The 20,347-nt window shown below is 50.2% G+C and carries 26 protein-coding genes; 17 read left to right on the top strand and 9 right to left on the bottom strand.

The annotated features are described in order from the left end of the window. Positions 1 to 84: 84 nt before the first annotated feature. The gene (locus LUQ50_RS03050; protein WP_300036005.1) at positions 85 to 1,281 is read right to left on the bottom strand and encodes an ammonium transporter; all 1,197 of its coding nucleotides are present in this window, start codon (positions 1,279 to 1,281) and stop codon (positions 85 to 87) included. 290 nt (positions 1,282 to 1,571) lie between these two features. Here LUQ50_RS03050 and LUQ50_RS03045 point away from each other — a divergent pair, with 290 nt between their 5' ends. Next, positions 1,572 to 2,174 carry a hypothetical protein gene (locus LUQ50_RS03045; RefSeq protein WP_300036002.1) on the top strand — a complete coding sequence of 201 codons (603 nt, stop codon included), beginning with the start codon at positions 1,572 to 1,574 and terminating at the stop codon, positions 2,172 to 2,174. A 200-nt stretch (positions 2,175 to 2,374) separates the two neighbouring features. After that, entirely contained in the window at positions 2,375 to 2,731 is a 357-nt protein-coding gene (locus LUQ50_RS03040) for a hypothetical protein (RefSeq protein WP_300035997.1), read from the top strand. 344 nt (positions 2,732 to 3,075) lie between these two features. Here the strand turns inward: LUQ50_RS03040 and LUQ50_RS03035 are convergent, their stop codons facing one another. The 4 genes from LUQ50_RS03035 to thiD all read right to left on the bottom strand — a co-directional run bounded on the left by LUQ50_RS03035 (position 3,076) and on the right by thiD (position 5,271). Next, positions 3,076 to 3,468 carry a type IV pilin N-terminal domain-containing protein gene (locus LUQ50_RS03035; RefSeq protein ID WP_300035994.1) on the bottom strand — a complete coding sequence of 131 codons (393 nt, stop codon included), beginning with the start codon at positions 3,466 to 3,468 and terminating at the stop codon, positions 3,076 to 3,078. A 248-nt stretch (positions 3,469 to 3,716) separates the two neighbouring features. Beyond that, positions 3,717 to 4,010: a nucleotidyltransferase family protein gene (locus tag LUQ50_RS03030; RefSeq protein WP_300035991.1), complete on the bottom strand. Its 294-nt coding sequence runs from the start codon at positions 4,008 to 4,010 to the stop codon at positions 3,717 to 3,719. Beyond that, a complete protein-coding gene (locus LUQ50_RS03025; RefSeq protein ID WP_300035988.1) occupies positions 4,003 to 4,422 on the bottom strand; it encodes a nucleotidyltransferase substrate binding protein in 420 nt (139 codons plus the stop codon). The genes LUQ50_RS03030 and LUQ50_RS03025 overlap by 8 nt, the downstream gene beginning before the upstream one ends. Before the next feature lie 42 nt (positions 4,423 to 4,464). Then, positions 4,465 to 5,271 (bottom strand): bifunctional hydroxymethylpyrimidine kinase/phosphomethylpyrimidine kinase, encoded by an 807-nt coding sequence (thiD, locus tag LUQ50_RS03020; RefSeq protein WP_300035985.1) that lies wholly within the window; start codon positions 5,269 to 5,271, stop codon positions 4,465 to 4,467. 125 nt (positions 5,272 to 5,396) lie between these two features. On the opposite strand from thiD, the gene LUQ50_RS03015 reads away from it, so the two are divergent. Further along, a complete protein-coding gene (locus tag LUQ50_RS03015) occupies positions 5,397 to 6,596 on the top strand; it encodes a PEGA domain-containing protein (RefSeq protein ID WP_300035982.1) in 1,200 nt (399 codons plus the stop codon). Between the two features lie 37 nt (positions 6,597 to 6,633). Here the strand turns inward: LUQ50_RS03015 and proS are convergent, their stop codons facing one another. The 3 genes from proS to LUQ50_RS03000 are packed head-to-tail and all read right to left on the bottom strand — an operon-like array spanning position 6,634 to position 9,572. Then, positions 6,634 to 8,070 (bottom strand): proline--tRNA ligase, encoded by a 1,437-nt coding sequence (gene proS, locus LUQ50_RS03010; RefSeq protein ID WP_300035979.1) that lies wholly within the window; start codon positions 8,068 to 8,070, stop codon positions 6,634 to 6,636. 10 nt (positions 8,071 to 8,080) lie between these two features. After that, on the bottom strand, positions 8,081 to 8,722 hold the full coding sequence (locus LUQ50_RS03005) for a stage II sporulation protein M (RefSeq protein WP_300035976.1): 642 nt from the start codon (positions 8,720 to 8,722) through the stop codon (positions 8,081 to 8,083). Beyond that, on the bottom strand, positions 8,715 to 9,572 hold the full coding sequence (locus LUQ50_RS03000; RefSeq protein ID WP_300035973.1) for a DUF63 family protein: 858 nt from the start codon (positions 9,570 to 9,572) through the stop codon (positions 8,715 to 8,717). Before LUQ50_RS03000 ends, LUQ50_RS03005 begins: the two co-directional genes overlap by 8 nt. 14 nt (positions 9,573 to 9,586) lie before the next feature. Between LUQ50_RS03000 and LUQ50_RS02995 the strand changes: the two genes are divergently transcribed. The 14 genes from LUQ50_RS02995 (at position 9,587) to LUQ50_RS02930 (ending at position 20,058) form a co-directional block, all read left to right on the top strand. Beyond that, positions 9,587 to 10,672, top strand: coding sequence for an NAD(P)-dependent glycerol-1-phosphate dehydrogenase (locus tag LUQ50_RS02995; RefSeq protein WP_300035970.1), 1,086 nt, complete (start codon positions 9,587 to 9,589; stop codon positions 10,670 to 10,672). A gap of 2 nt (positions 10,673 to 10,674) precedes the next feature. Then, a complete protein-coding gene (locus LUQ50_RS02990; protein WP_300035967.1) occupies positions 10,675 to 11,148 on the top strand; it encodes a UPF0179 family protein in 474 nt (157 codons plus the stop codon). A 209-nt stretch (positions 11,149 to 11,357) separates the two neighbouring features. Beyond that, positions 11,358 to 11,627, top strand: coding sequence for a UPF0058 family protein (locus LUQ50_RS02985; protein ID WP_300035964.1), 270 nt, complete (start codon positions 11,358 to 11,360; stop codon positions 11,625 to 11,627). A 4-nt stretch (positions 11,628 to 11,631) separates the two neighbouring features. Beyond that, positions 11,632 to 13,287, top strand: a complete 1,656-nt coding sequence (locus LUQ50_RS02980) for a tRNA uridine(34) 5-carboxymethylaminomethyl modification radical SAM/GNAT enzyme Elp3 (RefSeq protein WP_300035961.1) — start codon at positions 11,632 to 11,634, stop codon at positions 13,285 to 13,287. Continuing rightward, on the top strand, positions 13,284 to 14,450 hold the full coding sequence (priS, locus tag LUQ50_RS02975) for a DNA primase catalytic subunit PriS (RefSeq protein WP_300035956.1): 1,167 nt from the start codon (positions 13,284 to 13,286) through the stop codon (positions 14,448 to 14,450). Before LUQ50_RS02980 ends, priS begins: the two co-directional genes overlap by 4 nt. Beyond that, on the top strand, positions 14,431 to 15,213 hold the full coding sequence (locus LUQ50_RS02970; protein ID WP_300035953.1) for a hypothetical protein: 783 nt from the start codon (positions 14,431 to 14,433) through the stop codon (positions 15,211 to 15,213). The genes priS and LUQ50_RS02970 overlap by 20 nt, the downstream gene beginning before the upstream one ends. Before the next feature lie 39 nt (positions 15,214 to 15,252). Then, on the top strand, positions 15,253 to 15,531 hold the full coding sequence (locus LUQ50_RS02965) for a 50S ribosomal protein L44e (RefSeq protein ID WP_300035950.1): 279 nt from the start codon (positions 15,253 to 15,255) through the stop codon (positions 15,529 to 15,531). 5 nt (positions 15,532 to 15,536) lie between these two features. Further along, a complete protein-coding gene (locus LUQ50_RS02960; RefSeq protein ID WP_300035947.1) occupies positions 15,537 to 15,725 on the top strand; it encodes a 30S ribosomal protein S27e in 189 nt (62 codons plus the stop codon). Positions 15,726 to 15,732: 7 nt separating this feature from the next. Then, on the top strand, positions 15,733 to 16,533 hold the full coding sequence (locus tag LUQ50_RS02955) for a translation initiation factor IF-2 subunit alpha (protein ID WP_300035944.1): 801 nt from the start codon (positions 15,733 to 15,735) through the stop codon (positions 16,531 to 16,533). Continuing rightward, entirely contained in the window at positions 16,530 to 16,679 is a 150-nt protein-coding gene (locus LUQ50_RS02950) for an RNA-protein complex protein Nop10 (protein ID WP_300035941.1), read from the top strand. The genes LUQ50_RS02955 and LUQ50_RS02950 overlap by 4 nt, the downstream gene beginning before the upstream one ends. Continuing rightward, complete coding sequence (locus LUQ50_RS02945; protein ID WP_300035939.1) at positions 16,676 to 17,431, top strand: proteasome assembly chaperone family protein; 756 nt, start codon at positions 16,676 to 16,678, stop codon at positions 17,429 to 17,431. Before LUQ50_RS02950 ends, LUQ50_RS02945 begins: the two co-directional genes overlap by 4 nt. Positions 17,432 to 17,433: 2 nt before the next feature. Next, positions 17,434 to 18,555 carry a TIGR00375 family protein gene (locus tag LUQ50_RS02940; protein ID WP_300035936.1) on the top strand — a complete coding sequence of 374 codons (1,122 nt, stop codon included), beginning with the start codon at positions 17,434 to 17,436 and terminating at the stop codon, positions 18,553 to 18,555. 121 nt (positions 18,556 to 18,676) lie between these two features. Continuing rightward, positions 18,677 to 18,850 carry a 4Fe-4S binding protein gene (locus LUQ50_RS02935; RefSeq protein ID WP_300035933.1) on the top strand — a complete coding sequence of 58 codons (174 nt, stop codon included), beginning with the start codon at positions 18,677 to 18,679 and terminating at the stop codon, positions 18,848 to 18,850. Continuing rightward, positions 18,847 to 20,058 (top strand): NAD(P)/FAD-dependent oxidoreductase, encoded by a 1,212-nt coding sequence (locus LUQ50_RS02930; protein ID WP_300035930.1) that lies wholly within the window; start codon positions 18,847 to 18,849, stop codon positions 20,056 to 20,058. The genes LUQ50_RS02935 and LUQ50_RS02930 overlap by 4 nt, the downstream gene beginning before the upstream one ends. A 6-nt stretch (positions 20,059 to 20,064) precedes the next feature. Here the strand turns inward: LUQ50_RS02930 and LUQ50_RS02925 are convergent. Next, positions 20,065 to 20,347: hypothetical protein (locus LUQ50_RS02925; protein ID WP_300035926.1), on the bottom strand; the 283-nt coding region annotated here is incomplete at its 5' end.

Raw genomic sequence — 20,347 nt, 5'->3', positions numbered from 1 at the left:
TCTTGAGCATCGCTATCAGGGAGTACTTGGTTCACCAGAGAAAGAATCTTCCGTTTATAATCGGTCACCGCATTCAAAGAGGGATCAATGCCGGTGGGTCTCCCCATGCTGGGAGATGTCAAGGCCGACATACTCTTCTTCTTCTGTTACCCGTAGTCCAATCAGTTTGTCCACGATAATGGCAAGGATCCAGGTTCCGATAAATGAATATGCCAGGACAATGAATGCACCGCCAAGCTGAAGGATTAACTGATGACCATTTCCAGCAATCAGCCCATTCACTCCTCCAACTGCAGCGGAGGCGAAAATACCCAGTGCAATGGTTCCCCACAGGCCTCCGGTGCCGTGGATGGCCCAGGCATCAAGGCTCTCATCCCATTTCTGATCAAGTCTGAATACCAGGGCAAAGTAGCAGAGAACTCCTGAAATTGCTCCGATAACGACCGCTTCCATCGGTCCGACAAACCCTGCTGCCGGGGTGATAGCCCCGAGTCCGGCGATGGTCCCTGAGATCATGGAGAGTGAGCTTGGTTTTCCTTTGTACCATGAGACAAACATGTACGAAAAGGTTCCTGCTGCTGCAGCGATGTTGGTTACGATGAATGCGTTGACCGCGATGGCGTTCACTGCAAGGGCACTGCCCGAGTTAAAGCCGAACCAGCCGAACCAGAGTATTGCTCCTCCGATCAAGGTCATGGGAATGTTACAGGGCTGCAGGGAGTACTCCCCAAATCCCCTTCGTTTTCCTATGACGAATGCGAGTGCAAGGGCTGAGAATCCGGCACAGATGTGGACTGAAATACCGCCGGCAAAATCGAGGACTCCGATCTGCTGTGCCCATCCTCCTCCCCAGACCCAGTGAGCCACCGGGTCATAGATGACCGTGGTCCAGATGAGTCCGAGCAGGAGAAATGAGGAGAGTTTGATCCGCTCAGCCACGGCAGAGGTGACAATTGCCAGGGTGATTGCTGCGAAGGTCATCTGGAAGATCATAAAGACCAGCTGGGGGATGTTCTCTCCTTCCATGGTGACGCCTGCAAGGCCACAGTGGTCAAGTCCTCCTATCAGCCCTCCAAAATCCGGTCCGAATGCAAGAGAGTACCCGAAAAAGATCCACTGGAGTGAGACCAGGGCAAAGGAGACAAAGGAGAGCGTCAGCATGGAGATGATATTTTTGCGGTGCACCAGTCCGGCATAGAACAGCCCGACCCCGAAGGTCATGAAGATGACCATTGCTGAACAGATCAGCACATATCCGGTATCCACGTAGTTTATCGGCATGGTATCGTTATGAGATCATTTCTGATATTCTGAATGTACGTATTCAGGTATGAAGTGATCCACTTGAAGGAAAGAAATTTAGTTCCTCCTTTTATAAAATTATGTTTTTTAGATTCTAAACTCTATTCTTTGAACTGTTGCTTCCAAAGAATCTCTCTTTCGAACTACCGGTTGTGAAATTTTGTGTGAAACTCAATGCCTCCCTCCCTCTCATCACGATGGAGGTTGTGATTCCTCCGGGTGTCATTCAGGAAAGGTTGATACCTCCAGTTTGCTAATAAGTAAATACTATGGATCGCCGGTATATGCTACTAGGTGCGATTATCATTATCGTGGGTGTTCTCCTTATCGTTGGTCCTGCTACTGCAAAAACGGCTTGGAGTATTCGTGAACCAACTGATGAAAATAAGGCATTTATTGAGGAAAAAGAAGCCGAAGGTTTCTGGAATTTTGCGTATGATGACGCCGCTCCGTATACTACTGCAGGACTCTATTGCTGCTGGTGGGAGCGGTGGTATAAGTGGCAGAAGTTCAGCACCTGGAAAAGTAATGCGGCCAATACGATGAACTTAGGTTCCTCTGAATCCATTGTAGATACCAAAAGTTTCACTCCTGAAACTGCGACTGCTGCAAAAGTTGCAGCATCTCCGACACTTACCCAGATTCAGCCTGAAGACGGGTACTGCCCAAGTTGCTGTTCGATCTGCGACGATGAGACAGCGATGGAACTTCAGGCCAAATCTGACGCAATAATGGCGAAGAAACCCTGGCTGACCGAAGGGAAAAACAAGGCGACCACTCAGTCAACCTCGACCTCAACGCCAAAGACGACAGTAGCAAGTGTGACCGCAGCACCGACCATAGCTCAGATGACCTTCTCTGATGCGGTATAAACCAGCCTTCAATTTCAATCAGTTTTTTTCAGACTTTTTTGAACTCTCATTTTTCTGGTAATTATAATGGGGTGGGAAGTCCGTGGGCCCCTCTCTCGTTGCTGGGCTCGAATATTCTAGTTCATAAACTTGTATGTCGTTAGATTAATCTGTAATATTTCGTTTTATAACTGAATGTTTTGTTGTGCGGGTGATTATTTATGGGTGATTTGGGAATTAGACATTTTTTTGATAATGATAAGCTCTGGGGAACAATATTTTTTATTACCTCGTTTGGATTTTTTGTAGTGCCTCTTAATTTCTATTTTCTTGGTGATAATCTCGGGATCGGCATACAATCACTCTTCTGGAGATATCAGATTACTCCATATGGGAATAGTTTTATCAATTATTTTCAGGATGTAAAATTTGTTTTAGAAGGAGTCATAAGTGGTATATCGGCTGTCTCGTTGCTTGTATGGGCGTTGGGTGTCCTTGTCTATCTGGTAGCAATTCTGCTCTGCAATCTTGATTTCATGATGAATCAGCGGGAAAGGTTTCAAGTATCCGGGTTTTAGCTATCTTCTCTGTAATTTTACTGGTATCTTCATTAATTATTCAATACGGGGTTTTCTTTCATGGACCTGCGGGAGTAACTATCCCATTCGGGATTCCAGTCCTACTAATGATTGGGTATGGGATTGTCCGATACCCCGATGAGGTTATTATGTTGCTGCGGGTGAATAAGAGTGAGTAAAAATCCCTCTTCGTTTCATAAATATAAGGAATATCTCAAAACTTAAAAAAGCGTAGTCATCATACAGAAAGGAGAATTTGTTGGTATCGCTTGATCTTTCTTAAACAGATAGATAAATCCTGTGTTCGTACTTTCATCGAGATAAATTGTTTAACCAAGAAAAGATTAGAGTCTGGAGTTATAAACAACACCAGATTTACCGTCAGTGAACCAGGCAGTGACTACAACATCATCTTTCCCGGAATTGGCGGCATCGAAGTACTGGATTGATCCAACCTCTTTTCCCAACTGAAGACTACTGGTATCAAGTTTAGCTCCGTTAACGGAAACATTGAATGCCCAATCAGCGAGTTTACCTGCATCCTGTCCCCCGAAGTTTGTTAGCTTTATAGCGGAGGAATTTACACGCTCTCCGGCGATGCTGACAATTTTTGTCTTGTCTACATTCCCGGCCATACCAAATACGAACGCTGCAATCACTGCAGCGAGAATGACGGTGATTGCTACCATCAGAATAACACCGATAACCGGAGATACTGCCTCATCTCTTGTATACATATTCGCACCTCCTGAGTGCGTAACCATCTCTATGATCCAAACCTATTTGAATATTACTTTATGCGAGCAAAATAATGATAAAAAACTCCCAAACTATAAAAATGCTTAAAATTAAGGGGATATTAAGAGGTGGTGGATTGCCCGGAACACTACGGTTCGAGGAGATATGTTAGTGGTCTGAGCACTGGTATCACCATCCCGCTCGGTAATAAATAAATGTCAGACTCTTGATTCTCTCTTCCCTCCCATTACTCAATTTTTGCGATAAGCACCATCTTTGAATCTTTAAGCGTCTTCCTGAAGGCCGGGGTGATAGAACATGAATCAACAATATCAACCGAAATGGGGAGATCTGATTCTGATAATGCTTCTTTCAGTTCTGATGAAACCGGATCTTTCCCCTCGATATACAAGTCAAGATCTGACCACCGGTGGTTGGTACCCTGTACTCGCGAACCAAATGCATAGACCTGGCATTCAGAAAGATGAGCCGTAAGAATATCCAACAGCAACTGATAATCTTCGTCGCTCAGATTAAACATTTACCCGTTCCAATTCTGCATAAAACTGTTCAGCGTCTATGAGAAATTCAGGTGCTATTTTTAAAACGATCTCTGCTTTTTTTCGATCATAGGCATGGGATGTTACATTTCTTGCTTCAGTGTATCTGAACCATCTCTTTGGATCCTCTATAAGCCCATAACGGGCAGCAGTTCTGAAGATATCCCGTTTGGTCCGGGGAGATGCTTCTTCTGGAGATACCTGTACCGAGATCCATCGCACCATGAATTTCCAGCAGAGTTCATAAGTAAATTCAAAATTCTGGATCACACCTGCTTCTACAACTTCCCTTACCTGAGTTGGTATCTGGTTCATCATCTCTTCATTCTGAGTCACCAGGACCGCATTCTGTAACGAACGTAAGGCATCGTTCAGGGAATTGAGATCCAGCATACAGTATTTGTTATCTGATCGAAAGCAAAGAACTTGCGGGAATCAATTCATTCCGATCTGTGAACAATCATTGTCACGAACCCCTCCCGGATTGACCATCCTCATCCCTCCGGATCCTGCAATTGCATCACGGATTGCCTCAGTAACTACCTCCTTCCCCTTGTGGCATGACTCAGCAACCGGGTATCCCTGTGCAAGATAACCGGTAACTGCCGCAGAATAACAGCATCCTGATCCATGTACCGGATATGGCATACGGAGTGACGAGAGCCTGACCACTCCTTCCCTGTTGATCAACAGATCCACCGACTCCTCTCCGGTACCATGCCCGCCTTTCACCACCACTGCTTCTGCTCCCTGGTCGCGGATCTGCTCTCCTGCCTGTATCATCCCGGCCTCATCAGTGATCTTCATTCCCGTCAGTACCTCAGCCTCCGGGATATTCGGAGTGACCAGGATTGCCCTTGGGATGAGAAGATCACGGACGCTTCTTACCGCATGAGCATCAAGCAGACGGTGGCCCGAGGTAGCGATCATCACCGGGTCTGCCACAAGGGGTATCCCAGCAGGAAGCGAGGTGATGACGGTCTCGATTATTTCTGCATTGGCTAGCATCCCGGTCTTTACCGCTCCTGGTTTCATATCCTCCAGCAACGTCTGAATCTGCTCTTCCACTATCGCAGGTTCCATAGGCCATACCCCTGATACCCGGGAGGCATGCTGCGCTGTCAGAGCGGAGATAACTGCCATACCCCAGACTCCGGTCCTGGCAAATGTCTTCAGATCGATCTGAACTCCGGCGCCTCCCGAAGGATCAGACCCGGCAATCGTAAGAGCAGCGTGAACCATAATCCTCGAAATTCAAAAAGAAATCAGATCATTATTACACAGAATATCTGAAAACCTTCTGTATCTTCTTACAGGCATGGACAAGTTGAGATAAGTTCATCTTTGATCACCCGATATTAGTGCTTATGTCACTGAGAACCTACACTGTCATAACACTCCTGCTGGTTGCTGCCTTTATCGGCATGGTGAGTGCAGAGCCCCCTGTGAATGGGGAACGCTATGGATTTCCCCAACCTACCATCTCGCTTAATGACCCGCAGACGAGTCAGGGAATGGGTCATGGCAACAATCCTGACACGCGAAGTCCGGTGAGCTCCCCGCCTCAGAACTCACCTGATCCTTCGCGCCATGATCAGATCTCAAATCCCGGTTCAGGGAGTAGACCAAATCCGTATCCGGTCACCGGTCCAGGCTCTGGTAATACCCCCCCGGTAATAGTTCCGGCTCCGACACCGCAAAAGCCGGTCCCTATGCCGTCTTTCAAACCTCAACCGATAAATACCCCGCAGCCAGCGTATCATCCGGCTCTCCCGGTGAATCCACCCCAGCCGGTGAATTACCCTCAACCCTCGTATCGCCGGGAGCCAGTTTATCGCCCGGTTCTCCCGGTAAGTAACCCGTATCCGATCTATAATGATCCCCCATCCCGGTACCGGTATGTCTCCTCGAACCATTGGGATGATGATGATTATCCCTATTATTACAATTCATACCCGTATTATTACCGGACAGGATCCCTCCAGGTGATCAGCACACCCTACGGATCTACCGTCTATCTGAATGATAAGTACCGGGGAAAAACTCGCTATACCGGGTATCTTGACATTACTTCCATCAAACCGGGAACGTATGATCTGCTGATTCAGCATGACGGGTATCTGCCGTATACAACCTCGGTCTACATCGGATGGGGCGAGGTAAAGACCGTCAATGCCATACTTACCCCAATTGAGGATACCCAGAGTTTGGAAATCGGGTCACTGCAGATCCAGTCAGAACCTGCTGATGCCCAGGTCTTCCTGGATCATGTATTCCAGGGTATAACTCCGGTGACTCTCTCATATCTGGGCCCCGGCGAGTATACCCTCACGCTTCAGAAGAACGGATACGCTTCGTATGTCAGCAGGGTTCAGGTTGTCGGGGGTCAGACCCTGCCGATTACTGCCATCCTGACCAGTGAGCAGCCGGCAACTCCGGTGCCAACTGCCACTCCGTTACCAGTGCAGACCGCTGAACCGGTTCCGACACGGGCCGGTCTGCCTGCAGGAGTGATCCTCATAAGCCTGGCAGCGGTGGTATTCGGAGTATCCAGGAGACGGACTTAATTCCTCTCTTTTTTACTGCGCTACGCGAAAAAAAGTGTTAGTAACTCCGGCCTACGAGTGTCATCACGGAGTCTGGTTTTCCACAGATCACACACGTTCCGTTGCCATTCCTGATCAGGTCTGACCTTACTTCAGTTCCCAGGATACTGGCATCTGCTGCTGCTTCGATCTGATCTGCACAGTCTTTGGATCCACACCAGTGAACTGCTGCGACACCTTTTGTGACTGCATCCTTAAGCCCGTCTACATTCTGCACCGGGAAGAGGTGATCCTTAACATGCTGTTCTGCCCGGCTGTTCATTGCCTGACTCATTTCAGCCATCTTTGCCTGGACCCCGGTTATGAGCTCGCCGCGTGGGATTGGTGACTTTTCCCCGAGTCTGGTGACCGAGGTGACGACTCCGTTGTCAATATCACGGGGTCCGATCTCTATTCTGAGTGGCACTCCACGCAGTTCCCAATAGTAGTATTTTGCACCGGGCCGCAGATCACGGCTGTCTACCTTCACCCGGTATCCTGCTGCTTCAAGTTCTTTCTTCAGGGAGTCAGCGGCTGCAACGACCTCTTCCTCCCGCTTCTTCATGATAACCGGAACGATGACCACCTGTACCGGGGCAACCTCGGCTGGCAGGGCTAGTCCCCGGTCATCACCATGAAGGCTGATAAGGGCTGCAATGGAACGTTCAGATATCCCGTAGCAGGTCTGAAAGCAATACTGCTGTTGACCGGAGAGATCCTCGTAGCAGATCGAGAAGGTTCGTGAGAAGTGATCCCCGAGATGATGAACCGTTCCAATCTGTAATGTCCGTCCATCCGGCATGATCGTATCCACCGCTATGGTATAATCAGCACCCGGGAATTTGTCCCAGTCAGGACGCTTTGAGATCAGAACCGGGATACACATCCGATCGTAGAACTCGCGGTACAGGGCGATTGCTTCCTCCACGGTCTTTTCTGCATCCTCCCAGGTAGCATGAACCGTGTGTGCCTCTTTAAACGAGGTGATCTCACGGAGCCGGATCAGCGGGCGGGTGTGCTTGGTCTCGTACCTGAACGTGTTAACGATCTGGTATACCTTGATTGGCAGATCGGCATGCGACCTTACCCAGAGTGCATACATTGGATAGATAGCAGTCTCACTGGTAGGCCTCAAAGCCAGTTTCACATCAAGCGGACTGGTCCCTCCATGGGTGACCCAGTAAACTTCCTCCTCAAATCCCTTGATATGTTCAGCCTCTTTCATGAACTCGTTTTCTGGGATGAGCAGTGGAAAGAGTGCCTCTTCATGGTCACGATCAAGGAGTTCACGCAGGACTCCGTATACCCGTTTGCGGATCCCGAATCCGAACGGGAACCAGACATAGAGCCCTTTTACCGGGTAGCGTACATCCATGATCTCTGCACGCCAGAGGATATCGTTGTACCATTCTGAGAATTCCGCTTTTGGCGGGAGAGTCGCCTCTTGCTCTTCCATTACACTGCTCCTATGTTAGCATTTCTATGATTGCGGGAGTGATAAATGCCTCTATACATGCCGCAATTGCGATGAACGGAACCACATATTTCACAAAGAGGGTTCCGAGATAGTATGCCCGGGCAGCTGCATCACCCTGGCCGGTAAGTTCCAGCATCACCGCTCTTCCGAGCATCATCCCGAGAGTAGAAGAGACCAGAACTGCCGGAAGTTCAAAGATCCCATGAGGAATAATGGAGCCAAGCATGACCACGATATCGGTCTTGTCCCTGACTATCTCAAGGATTCCTCCGATAATAATCCCATTGAATGAGAGGACTAACAGGGTGATAACCCCGAAGATTGCCCCCCCGAGAAAGAGCAAGACACAGGACTCCAGGTTATTCAAAAACAACTGCACTGCAAGGAGCGGTGGTGTATCTGTCATGATATCGTTCGTGATCATCTCTTTAAAGAGGTTCATGAGCGACTCACCAAAGGCCGGGTCTGCCTGCGAGGTGAAAAATCCGCCAATACATCCGATGACAAACACCAGCACCGAGACCCCGAAGTACCGCAGAAACTCCTGCTGGGTTGGAGTGAACTGTCCGAGTGCTCCCACGACCTTGGGGGCCGGTACTGGTTCCTCATCCTGCCAGGGTCGATCAGACATAGAGCACCATTCTGAGCATATCACGAATACCCGGAGCCATACCCACCATGATCATCGCCAGGATAATGAGATACCAGATCCCTGATTCAGCTCCTGATTCATCAGACCGGCGATATTGCTCAAGAATCCAGATGCCGGGAGTAATCACAAGGAGTTTGAGGGGAAACATCACAAATGCCGTCCCGGTCGTGGTTATAAGTGCTGATCCGACCACATGCTGCTCGACATACCTGACTGTATGCAGGTCGATCCCGTAACTGGTCGCACTTGCATCAAGCATATGTCCAAAGATCAGGAGCTGGTAGAGCCGGTCTGAAACGTACTCCCACTTGAAGACATACCTGATCAGCCCGTATACAACACCGGTGCTTACCGCTGCCATGGATAGAATGGTGGCGGCCACCATCCAGTCAACTCTCGTGGTGGAAATCCCGAACCAGAGCAAAAACGTGAGGGTAACAAGACTTGCGATACACCCGGCTATCCCGAATGCCCGTTTGAACCCGGTGATGATCTGCCACTTTTCAAACAGCCACAGACCCCAGAGTACCAGTGCTGCCAGTGCAAAGATAAGGAAGAATATCAGGGGGGTAGTGAGCAGGATTCCCCACTCAGGTCCGGCAAATCCGGTATCTTCAACTACTCTGAGCAGACCTCCAAGGATAACCCAGGGAATAAGGGCATACACAAACTCCCGGTCAACTGCAATTCTGCTCCTGCTGAGCCACCGGTAGATCAGCCAGACACAGATGATCAGAATTACTGCATAGGTCAGCGTATCGACGAGTGTATAGGGCTGACCATACCGGATGGGATCTATGTAGTATTTGTATATGAATTCCCTAATCATGTGCTGAGAGCTACATGAGTGCAGATGACATAAATGTGCTGAGGAGGAGGGATTTTTCCAAATCGCGATGGACACAGCTCCCCCGTGATGTCCTTGTCGGCCATAATGCAATAGAACAGCTCCCCGATATTCTCTCTGATATCAAACCCGGAAGATCTGCACTTTGTATAACCGGGAGTGCAACCCGCGAAGTGGCTGGTAACCAGGTAACAAGTGTTCTTGAGGGGAAGTTTGAGATCACTCCGTTCTCTGCTACCCGGCTTGATCCCGGTATTCTGAGGGAAGCAGAACTGGCTGGAAAGAAATCTGGTGCCGAGTTTATCATCGGCGTCGGCGGAGGTCGGGTTATTGATACTGCCAAGATAGTCTCATACAATCTGGATATTCCGTTCATCAGTATACCGACCGCAGCGTCCCATGATGGGATCGTATCAGGGCGGGCCACTCTTCCAACCGAGAACGGGAGTGTTTCAGTCGAAGCACATCCACCGATTGCAGTCGTGGCTGATACGGGTATCATTGCCCGGGCTCCACACCGGTTGCTTGCCTCAGGGTGTGCGGATGTCATCTCAAACTACACGGCGATTTTAGACTGGGAACTGGCTCACCGCCTGCGGGGTGAGGAGATCAGTGAGTATGCGGTGGCACTCTCGCGAATGACTGCCGAGATTCTGGTTCAGAATTCAGGCATGATCAAGCCGGGACAGGAAGAAGGTGCCTGGATCGTGGTCAAAGCCCTGGTCTCATCAGGGGTAGCGATGAGCATAGCCGGATCTTCCCGTCCTGCATCAGGGGGGGAACATAAGTTCGGTCATGCACTTGAACGGATCATGCCCGGGGTTGCTCTTCATGGGGAAATCTGTGGTCTTGGTGCGATCATGACAATGTATCTGCATGGAGGTGACTGGCGATCTATCCGCCAGTCACTGATCCGTATCGGTGCACCTACCACTCCTGAACAACTGAAGATTCCGAACGAGGTCATCGTTGAGGCTCTGCTCAGCGCAAAGGATATCAGGCCTGAGCGGTTTACTATCCTTGATACCGGCATCACCCGAGAATCGGCTGAGCACCTGGTGCAGATGCTGTACGAGGAGTAATAATGGAACCGAAGAAGACCAGGGTTACGATCGTAGGAGCAGCATATGCGAAGCCCGGGTTCCAGTTCGTGTATGATGGAAAAACCGAGGCTTGTGAGTCCTGTTCCATCTCACGGGTCTGCCACAATCTTGAGATTGGAAAGAGGTATGAGGTGGTTGCCATCCGGGCAGCAAGCCATTCATGCCCGGTTCACCTGAAGGGAACCGTCACCGTTGATGTGACTGAAGCTGCGGTTGATGTAAGAGTGCCGGTTGAGCAGGCAAAGAAGAATACCACCGTTCTGATCAAACTTCCCGAGTGTGATGAAGTATGTGAATGGTATGCTGACTGCCACCCGGCAGGCATTACCAGTGGTCAGAAATATATCATCACCGAGCTACTGCCGGAAGACCAGATTCAGTGTCGGTCAGGGCTGTCTCCGGTGATGGTCAGGGTGATTCCGCTCCCTGATGGACTCCCAAAAATCTCCTCCTAAATCATTTATATTCAGCCAATGAAATTTATCTGCATAATTCTTTGAAATATCTCATATTGGCCATCTCTACACTGAAAGCGCATTAAACAAAAGAGTATTGCAGGTATTTTCAGATATGCGCTCTTCTTCACTTTCCCTATAATAAACCATTTCCACAACCTATATCCTGAACCCGGTGGAGATACCTGTTGAGTGTTCCAGGTGATAGAGTGCAGAAGGAAGAACTGTTACATTTACACATGCTTTTTGTCCACGTTAAGAAGTATTATGAAACAACGACCAGTGAAGAAGTCCCCACTGATCAGTATGATACTCTGCACATCTCTCCTGTCCATATCCACAAGAATAAGAGGTCACATAAAGAAGCTATCCTCGTTCTTGGGCAGGAGATCGTTGACCATATTAAAATGCAACAGCATAAGCCCTCTATGGTAGGGTTTACTGACATGGTCACCCCCGAAATAGCAGTTGAAAACTAACAGAATGGACGAAGAGACTGCATATCGGGAGATTGTCTCCCTTCTTTTAACATCTGACCCTGCAGATTGCAATCTCCGTCGAACCGTTGCCACGGTCTGTAAAAAATACCGGCTCAAGCGTGTTCCCAGAAATTCTGAAATCTTTGCATGTGCCACCAGCGAAGAGCGTGAACTGCTCCGCCCTATCTTGTTGGTCAAACCGTCGCGAACACTTTCAGGAGTTGCCCCGGTCGCGGTGATGACATCCCCGGCTCCCTGCCCCCATGGGAAATGTCTGCCCTGCCCGGGGGGACCGGATCATGAGTATCATTCACCCCAGAGTTATACCGGAGGAGAACCGGCAGCCAGACGGGCCTTCCTCCACGGATTCGATCCATATGATCAGACTGCTGCCCGTCTTTCCCAGTTTGAACAACTTGGCCATCATGTTGACAAGGCTGAACTGATCATCATGGGAGGGACCATTACTGCCCGCGATGCTGAATATCAGGAATGGTTTACCTCCAGTTGCATCAGGGCGATGAACGAGTATGGTGTCGTTCCGGTTTCTCCCCGTCTTCAGATGCACTTGGACTCCGGAGCAGCGGATATCCCTGCCCCTCCAATCAGCACGCCGGTCCCGCTTGTCCCCGGGCAGCGGGATATCATCTATGCCGGCAATGAAGAGGCACGGGTCAGGTGTGTGGCAATCACGTTTGAGACCCGTCCGGACTGGTGCAAACGTGAACATATAGGCCGGATGCTTGAACTCGGGGTTACGAAGGTAGAACTTGGGGTGCAGCATCTGGATGATCGGGTACTGGAACTGAACCAGCGGGGATGTACCGTTGCCGATGCCGTTGCCGCAAACACCCTGCTCCGGGATGCAGGTATCAAAGTCGGCTTTCACATGATGCCCAACCTTCCCGGTAGTGATCCTGAACGGGACCGGGCCATGTTCAGGGAACTCTTCAGTGATCCAAGGTTCAAACCAGATTTTCTCAAGATCTACCCGACTCTGATCACTCCTGGTACCGGGATCGAAGAACTGCAGAAGCAGGGCGGGTATGATGTATATCCTGAGGAAGAACTGATCGATATCGTTGCAGATGCCAAGGCAGCCATCCCTGAGTACTGCAGGCTTCAGCGCATCCAACGGGATATCCCTGCAGATCGTATCCTGGCAGGATCACGACACTCCAACTTCCGAGAACTTGCCAAACACCGGCTCACGGAGAAGGGAGGTGTGTGCCGGTGTATCAGATGCCGGGAGATCGGCCGACACTCTTCTGATGACGATGTGGTATTACAGACCCTCCCGTATGACTGCTGCGGAGGCGAGGAGCGGTTTATCGGTTTTGTTTCAGGCGACTCCCTGATTGGATTTGCACGGTTGCGGCTCCCCGGAGATACCTGGCGTCCCGAGACCCGGGAGGCAGCATTTATCCGCGAGCTACATGTATATGGCAGGGTTGTTCCGATAGGCAGGTCCGGAGCAGGAAATGACCGGCAACACCGTCGTTTCGGGACTGAACTCCTTGCAGAAGCAGAGCGACAGGCTGCTCTTGCGGGTTTTTCCCGGGTTGCTATCATGGCAGGAATCGGGGTGCGTCCATACTATCGCCGACTCGGTTATGAACGCTCCGGACCTTACATGATCAGGGATCTGACACCGGCATGAAAGCAGCTACCCTGACATTTATCAGGCAACGATTCACCGAATATTACGGCAGGGTCCAGATCACCCCTCCTTCTTCTTCAGGTCAGCGTGAGTTCGGATTCATCTTCTTTGAAGGAAATTACCCTGACGATATCAGAATGCGAAGGCATATCGGGTTTGGCTCCCCTGAAGAGATGCAGGTTTATATTAAAAACCTCGTTCCCGCTCATGCTTACTACTCAACCGCTTACTACCGTACTCCCCAGGCGGCAACCATGGCTGACAAGGAATGGCTGGGCGCAGACCTGATATTTGACCTTGATGCTGATCACATACTGAGAGGATCCTATCACCTCATGCTGGAACGGATCAAGGAAGAGGCGATAAAACTGGTCAATGTTCTTGACGAGGAACTTGGGATTGATATGCGCACGGTCAGGCTTGTCTTCTCAGGGGGGAGGGGATATCATCTCCATGTTCAGGAGATTGCACTCCGGAGTTTTGATGCTCAGGAACGGAGGGAACTGATCGATTACATCTGTGGAATTGGGATCAGCCCTGGCAGGATGATGAGTGACTTTCTGCCCGGCAGACTTGGATGGCATCAGCGGTATCGTTCATGCCTGATCTCTTATCTGCAGCAGATGACCGCTCTTCCGATCTCAGAAGCAAAGGCCTCCCTCTGTTCACTCCGGGGTATCGGTGATACGAGGGCGACCCGGTTCATGCAACAGGCTCCTGCTCTGCTTCAGCAACTCGAAACTGATCCAAGGATGATAAATACCCGGGATCCGACCACGATTGAGATCCTCTCCATCCTGGCAACTGAAAAAGAAAGCCCGCTGTATGCACAGGTGCGGGAAGCTGGTATTCAGGCTGATGAACCGGTTACTACCGACATCAGGAGGCTTATCAGGCTTCCCGGTTCGTTGCATGCCAAATCAGGTTTCAGGGTCACTCCCCTGACCGTGAAAGAATTACCTGATTTCGATCCCCTTATTGATGCGGTTCCTTTCGGAGATCGCAGCGTTGTGATTGATGCTCCCCGGGAGTACTCGGTCCAGATGCTCGGCAACACCTTCCCTATCATACCCGGAGTCCAGCAGGTTCCTGAAGCTGTGGCCTTGTTCCTCTGTTGCCGCGGGATGGCAGAAATTGCGGGAGGTGGCTCCTCTGCATCTTGAAGATCTCAGAGGCATTCTTCTTACCGAGCGGGATAGCGGAACCCTGGTTTCTATTCCCCATGATCTCTATCAGACCACAGCGCTGCTGGTAAAAACCCTCCAGCAGGAGGTTATCATCATGGATGATCCCTTCTCTGATGAAGCACGGCTTTTGATCGAGAAGGTTGCCAGTATCAGGACTACGGCTGAAGAACTCTTTCATCTTCGTTCCGAGAAGATCATCTCTATTGCGCAGAGCCAGGCAGATGGATCTTATATTGACCGGGAAGAACTCCGGATGCTCATCCCCGCTGAACTCGACATGTTCAACAGAGTCGTGGACGGGATCCGGCTATGCAGATCCTCCCTCATTGAATGGCGGGTGGGTGGTGCCAGAAACCAGCCACTGATCCGGGTTGAGATCCCTGAACGGCTCTCTGATATTCCGCTCACCCAGTCAGTTGATCCGCTTGTGTCTCCTGATGAATCACCCGTGATGTCTGATGGAGATCCTGGCTCTCTATCTCACCCTGACACTCCTGCCCAGGTTATTTCCTCTGCTGAACGCGCATATGAGCAGGAGGAAGGCTGGACGCCATCAGATGAAGAGGATGATGAGCCGTATTCGTATGTACTTGTCAGTGTACTTGCAGACATGGAGACTTTTATGGGCGTGGATGGGAGAACCTATGAACTGACAACCGGAGATATCATCACCCTGCCACGAAGAAATGCAGAAGTGCTGACGGAACGCGACATAGTCTTAAATATAAATCCGGGCTAATAATGTAGGTATTCTCTATACCCAGATGAGGCTCATTTTATGAAGATGCCATCAAAATTCAGGACATACTGCCCGTTTTGTCGCAGTCATCAGCAACACGAAATTGAAAAGGTTAAGAAGGGTAAGACCACCGGTCTGCACTGGATTGATCGCCAGAAAGCCCGCCGCGGTCGTGTCGGTAACATGGGTAAGTTCTCCAAGGTTCCTGGAGGCGATAAGCCCACCAAAAAGATCAATGTACGGTACCGCTGTACTTCCTGTCACAAAGCTCATTTGAGAGCCGGCTACCGCGTAGCCAAGTACGAACTTACGGAGTGAGACTGATGGTAGAAGCAAAACGTGAAAACCGAAGCAGGTTTGTCAAAGTAAAATGCCCTGACTGTGAGAACGAACAACTCATCTTTGAGAAGGCAAGCAGCACCGTTGCCTGTGTCGTCTGCAGTCATGTCCTTGCCACCCCAACCGGTGGAAAAGCAGAAATCAAAGCAGATATCATAACTGCATTTGAGTGAGCAGGTAATGCAAGAGAAAGAGAGAAACTGGCCCGAATTAGGCGAACTGGTCGTTTGTTCGGTCAAGAATGTAAAGGACTTTGTGGCCTTTGTATCTCTTGACGAATACAACGATCAGGAGGGGTTGATCCCGATCTCGGAGATCGCCCGCGGCTGGATTAAGTACATCAGAGACCACATCAGGGAAGGCCAGAAGGTTGTCTGTAAAGTACTGAACGTCGATTCGCAGAAAGGTCATATCGATCTCTCTCTCAAGGACGTCAACGAACATCAGCGCCGCGAAAAGATTCGAATATGGAAGAACGAATCCAAAGCACGAAAGTGGATTGGATTTGCTGCAAAAGAAGCCGGTCGTGAGGATGCAATACCTGCGATCACTGATGCACTGTATCGTGAATATTCTGATCTTCACCCGGCATTTGAGGAATTTGTCCAGGAAGGACGCGGTGTCCTTGACAAACTTGGTCTGGAAAAACCAATTGCTGATGCACTGTTCAAGATAGCAAGCGAGAATGTCAAACTGCCCACCGTTACGATTGCAGGTGATCTCTTCCTGCAGTCTACCAAATCGGATGGCGTCAATATCATCAGGCGTGCTCTCCGGAGTGCAGAACCCAAATCTGAAGATGAGCATGTCGAGATAATCTACCTCGGTGCTCCAAATTACCGGATTAAGGTCTCTGCCCCTAACTATAAGGACGCTGAGAAGGCTCTTGAGAAGGCTTCCAGTGCCGCTATCGGGGTCATGAAACGTGCCGGGGGAGAGGGGCGGTTCACCCGGAAGGCTAAGGCTGGTAAACACGCATGAAAGGTCGTATCAGGCAGTGTCCTGTTGACCATCTCTATACTCTTTCTGAAACCTGTCCACAGTGTGGACATCCCACGGTAACCCCGCATCCTGCCCGGTATTCTCCACAGGACCGGCTTGGACAATACCGGAGAATGGCCAGATGATGGAAGATATCTCGGTTGTATATAATGAAGGGGTAGCTCCCGAAGATCGGACCGCTCCGGTGATGATCGAAGGTCTGCCTGGTATCGGTCATGTCGGCAAACTTGTTGCCGAACATATGATCCAGGAACTTGGTGCAGAAAAGATTGCAGAGGTTCATTCGATTTTTTTCCCCCCACAGGTCATCATAGGTGACGGCGGGGTTGTCAGGCTCTGTAATAATGAACTCTACCGCTATGCCGGCGAAAAAGGTTCATTCCTATTTCTCATTGGTGATTTCCAAAGTACCTCCAATGAAGGACACTATCTCTTGTCTCAGGAGTACGTGAATATCGCCCATGAACTCGGGGTGCAGCGTATCTATACCATTGGAGGATATGGAGTAGGCCACTTTATCGATACTCCCAGGGTCATCGCAGCCGTGAATAAGCCTGAACTCTCTGAGCTGGTGACCAATGCAGGTGGTGTCTTTGGCGATGGCGAGCCTGGTGGAGGCATCATCGGAGCAGCCGGACTGATGCTCGGGCTTTCTGCTCCGCTTGGTATCGAAGGAATTTGTCTGATGGGCGAGACATCTGGTTATCTCGTGGATCCGAAAAGTGCTGCACTGGTTCTGGAGGTTCTGACTAAACTCATTGGCATCTCCATCGACCCGTCAAACCTGAATGAGCGTGCCGGTGAGATGGAAGTTGCGGTGCAACGACTTCTTGAGCAGGAGAAGAAGTCTGAAGAAGAACTCTCCTATATCGGCTAGGTATGCTTCTTACTATCGATCTTCATATCCATTCCTGTTTTTCGATGGCTTCATCTCCCCGGATGCTGCCTGATCCGATGCTGAATGGCTGTCGGTTGAAAGGCATCTCAGTTATCGGTACTGGTGACATTCTCCACCCGGTCTGGCGGGAGATGTGGGAGAAGACAACTGTCCCTGATGATATGATCGTAGTTCCAACCACCGAGGTTGAAGGGGCTGATCGGGTTCATCATCTCATCCTGTTCCCTGATTTTGGGGTAGCGCAGGATATCGCTGATGAATTGAGTCAGTTCAGCAAAAATATTTCTAAAAATGGCAGACCACAGGTCAGGTTGCCGGGTGAAGCGATTGCACAGCGGGTTCACGAACTCGGAGGAATGATCGGCCCGGCCCATGCTTTCACCCCGTGGACCTCCCTGTATGCTGCACACAATTCGGTCTCCTCCTGCTATGGTAATGAACCAATTGACTTTCTTGAACTCGGACTCTCCGCAGACAGCGGGTATGGAAACAGGATAGCAGACCTGGCCAGTGTCCCGTTTCTCACGAATTCAGACGCACACAGTCCTGAGCCTGCAAAACTCGGGCGTGAGTTCACCAGGATTGAGACCAGAACTGGCAGCCCGGGAACCAGTGACATACTTGATGCTATCAGGGAAGGCAGGATCGTCATGAATGCCGGATTCTTCCCTGAAGAGGGAAAGTATAACCGGACTGCATGTACCCGCTGTTTTACTCCTTACTCTCTTGCCGAGGCTGAAAATTTCAAATGGAAGTGTCCTGCAGACAAAGGCAGGATTAAAAAAGGGGTGAGGGAGCGGGCAGAAGAGCTTTCATCAGGAACTACAACCGTACGCCCCCCCTATCTTCATATCATTCCTCTGGCAGAGATCATCCAACGGACACTCGGGACCTGTTCGGCAACCACAAAACGGTGTTCAGAACTCTACCAGCAGTGCCTGGCAAGGTTCGGAAACGAGATCTCAATACTGACCGAGACACCTCCAGATGATCTGCGGGAGTTTCATCAGGAACTCGGTGACGCCATTGCTGCATTCAGGGAAGGAAGGATAATTCTTCATCCCGGTGGCGGTGGAAAGTACGGCTCCTTTGAACTGGGGTAAGCCTCCTCCCTGCGCCACCTTGTCGACCGTCAATTGTGTCTCCCTCATACTTCTTTTTTTTGTAACATTCACATGACAGACACAGAATAGTTAAAGGAGTCTCCCTCCCACCTTATAAGGAATGATTAGCGTTCGTAGGGACATCTGTGCCTATTGTGGCTGCTGTATTTCAGTATGCCCGGAAGGTGCACTTGAATTGATTGATGCCTATCTGGATGTTGATGCGAATACCTGCATCACCTGTGGCATCTGTGTCCGTGCCTGTCCGCTCGGGGCACTGGAGGTTAAGAAATGAAGAGCACCTACGATATGCTGGTGATCGGAGCAGGACCTGCGGGGGCATTCGCGGCAAAAACCGCTGCAGAGAAAGGTCTCTCTGTCCTGATGGTCGAGAAACGGCCGGCTCCGGGCGCTCCGGTCAGGTGCGCAGAAGGAGTCGGAAAAGAACTGCTGCGTGAGTTCATGAAGCCTGATGAGCGTTGGGTTGCAGCAGAGATTGAACGTGCTCATCTCATTGCTCCTGACGGATTCAGGATGGAGATGAACCCTGAAAAAGCAGGTTCTGAAGTCGGTTATGTGCTCCATCGCAAGGTGTTTGACCGCGAACTGGTATGGCAGGCAGCTGCAGCCGGCTCTGACATCATGGTCAAGACCCGTGCCTGTTCTCCGGTCATGGAGAATGGGGTTGTGAAAGGTGCCCTCCTTGAATATAATGGCACCGTCACCGAGGTCAGAGCAGGAGTAACCATCGCGGCAGACGGAGTTGAATCAAAGTTTGCACGCTGGTGCGGGGTCAATACCACTGTACCACTTCGGGAGATGGAGACCTGTGCCCAGTACCTGATGACCGGAAGTGATATCGATCCCCACGCAACCGAGTTCTTTGCCGGGAATGATGTAGCACCGGGTGGATATGTCTGGATATTCCCAAAAGGTGAAAAGACTGCGAACGTCGGTATCGGTATCGGTGGAGACCGGGGTGGTAAACCCGGAATAAGGCCGATAGATTACCTGAACCGGTTTGTTAAGCAGCACTTCCCAAATGGCAAAACCATCGAGTTGATTGCCGGCGGTGTCTCAATCTGCAAGCCGCTTGAGTCAACCGTAGCAGACGGTCTGATGATCGTTGGTGATGCTGCCCGCGTATCTGACCCCCTGACTGGTGGAGGAATTTACAATGCCCTGTATACTGGAAAAACTGCAGGAGAGGTTGCGGTCGATTCCCTGGCCAAGGGTGATGTAAGCAGGAAAGCACTCATGAAATATGATGAGACCTGGCGGGCCTCATACATGGGCAAGGCACTTGAGCGAAATTACCAGATCAAGGAAGTCTTTGTAAAACTGACCGATGATGATCTGAATTCAATCATCCACTCGGTTGCAAAGATGAATATGAGCGAGTTTAACACCCTGAGTCTTATCAAAAATATTATCACTGCCAACCCGAAGGTTGCAATGAAACTTGGAAAGGCAGGACTCAAGAGTCTTATCGACTCAATCTAACCTTTTTTACCCGGTAATCGGCTGGAGATCCCAGTCCCGGTCAAGGTGAATCCAGTATCCGTGAGTAGGATACATCAATACGTTCCCGCCGTCTTCCCTGAATATGGGAGGTTCGTACTGCTGTTTCGTTGCGTTATATCCCATGGCAAAGGACCATGACTGATCGAGCGAACCCAGTGCGTCATCTGCTGGTGCCGGCTGGATTCCAGGGAATCCGATCATGTTCCATCCTTTCAGCAGATGAACCGGGGCTGGAATAGTGCCCGGATCCATGATCAGCGGGACCATC

The sequence above is a fragment of the Methanospirillum sp. genome (assembly GCF_028679455.1).
Lineage (GTDB): Archaea > Halobacteriota > Methanomicrobia > Methanomicrobiales > Methanospirillaceae > Methanospirillum.
The sequence above is the reverse complement of the archived record's forward strand: the minus strand, read 5'-3'. Positions and strand labels throughout refer to the sequence as shown.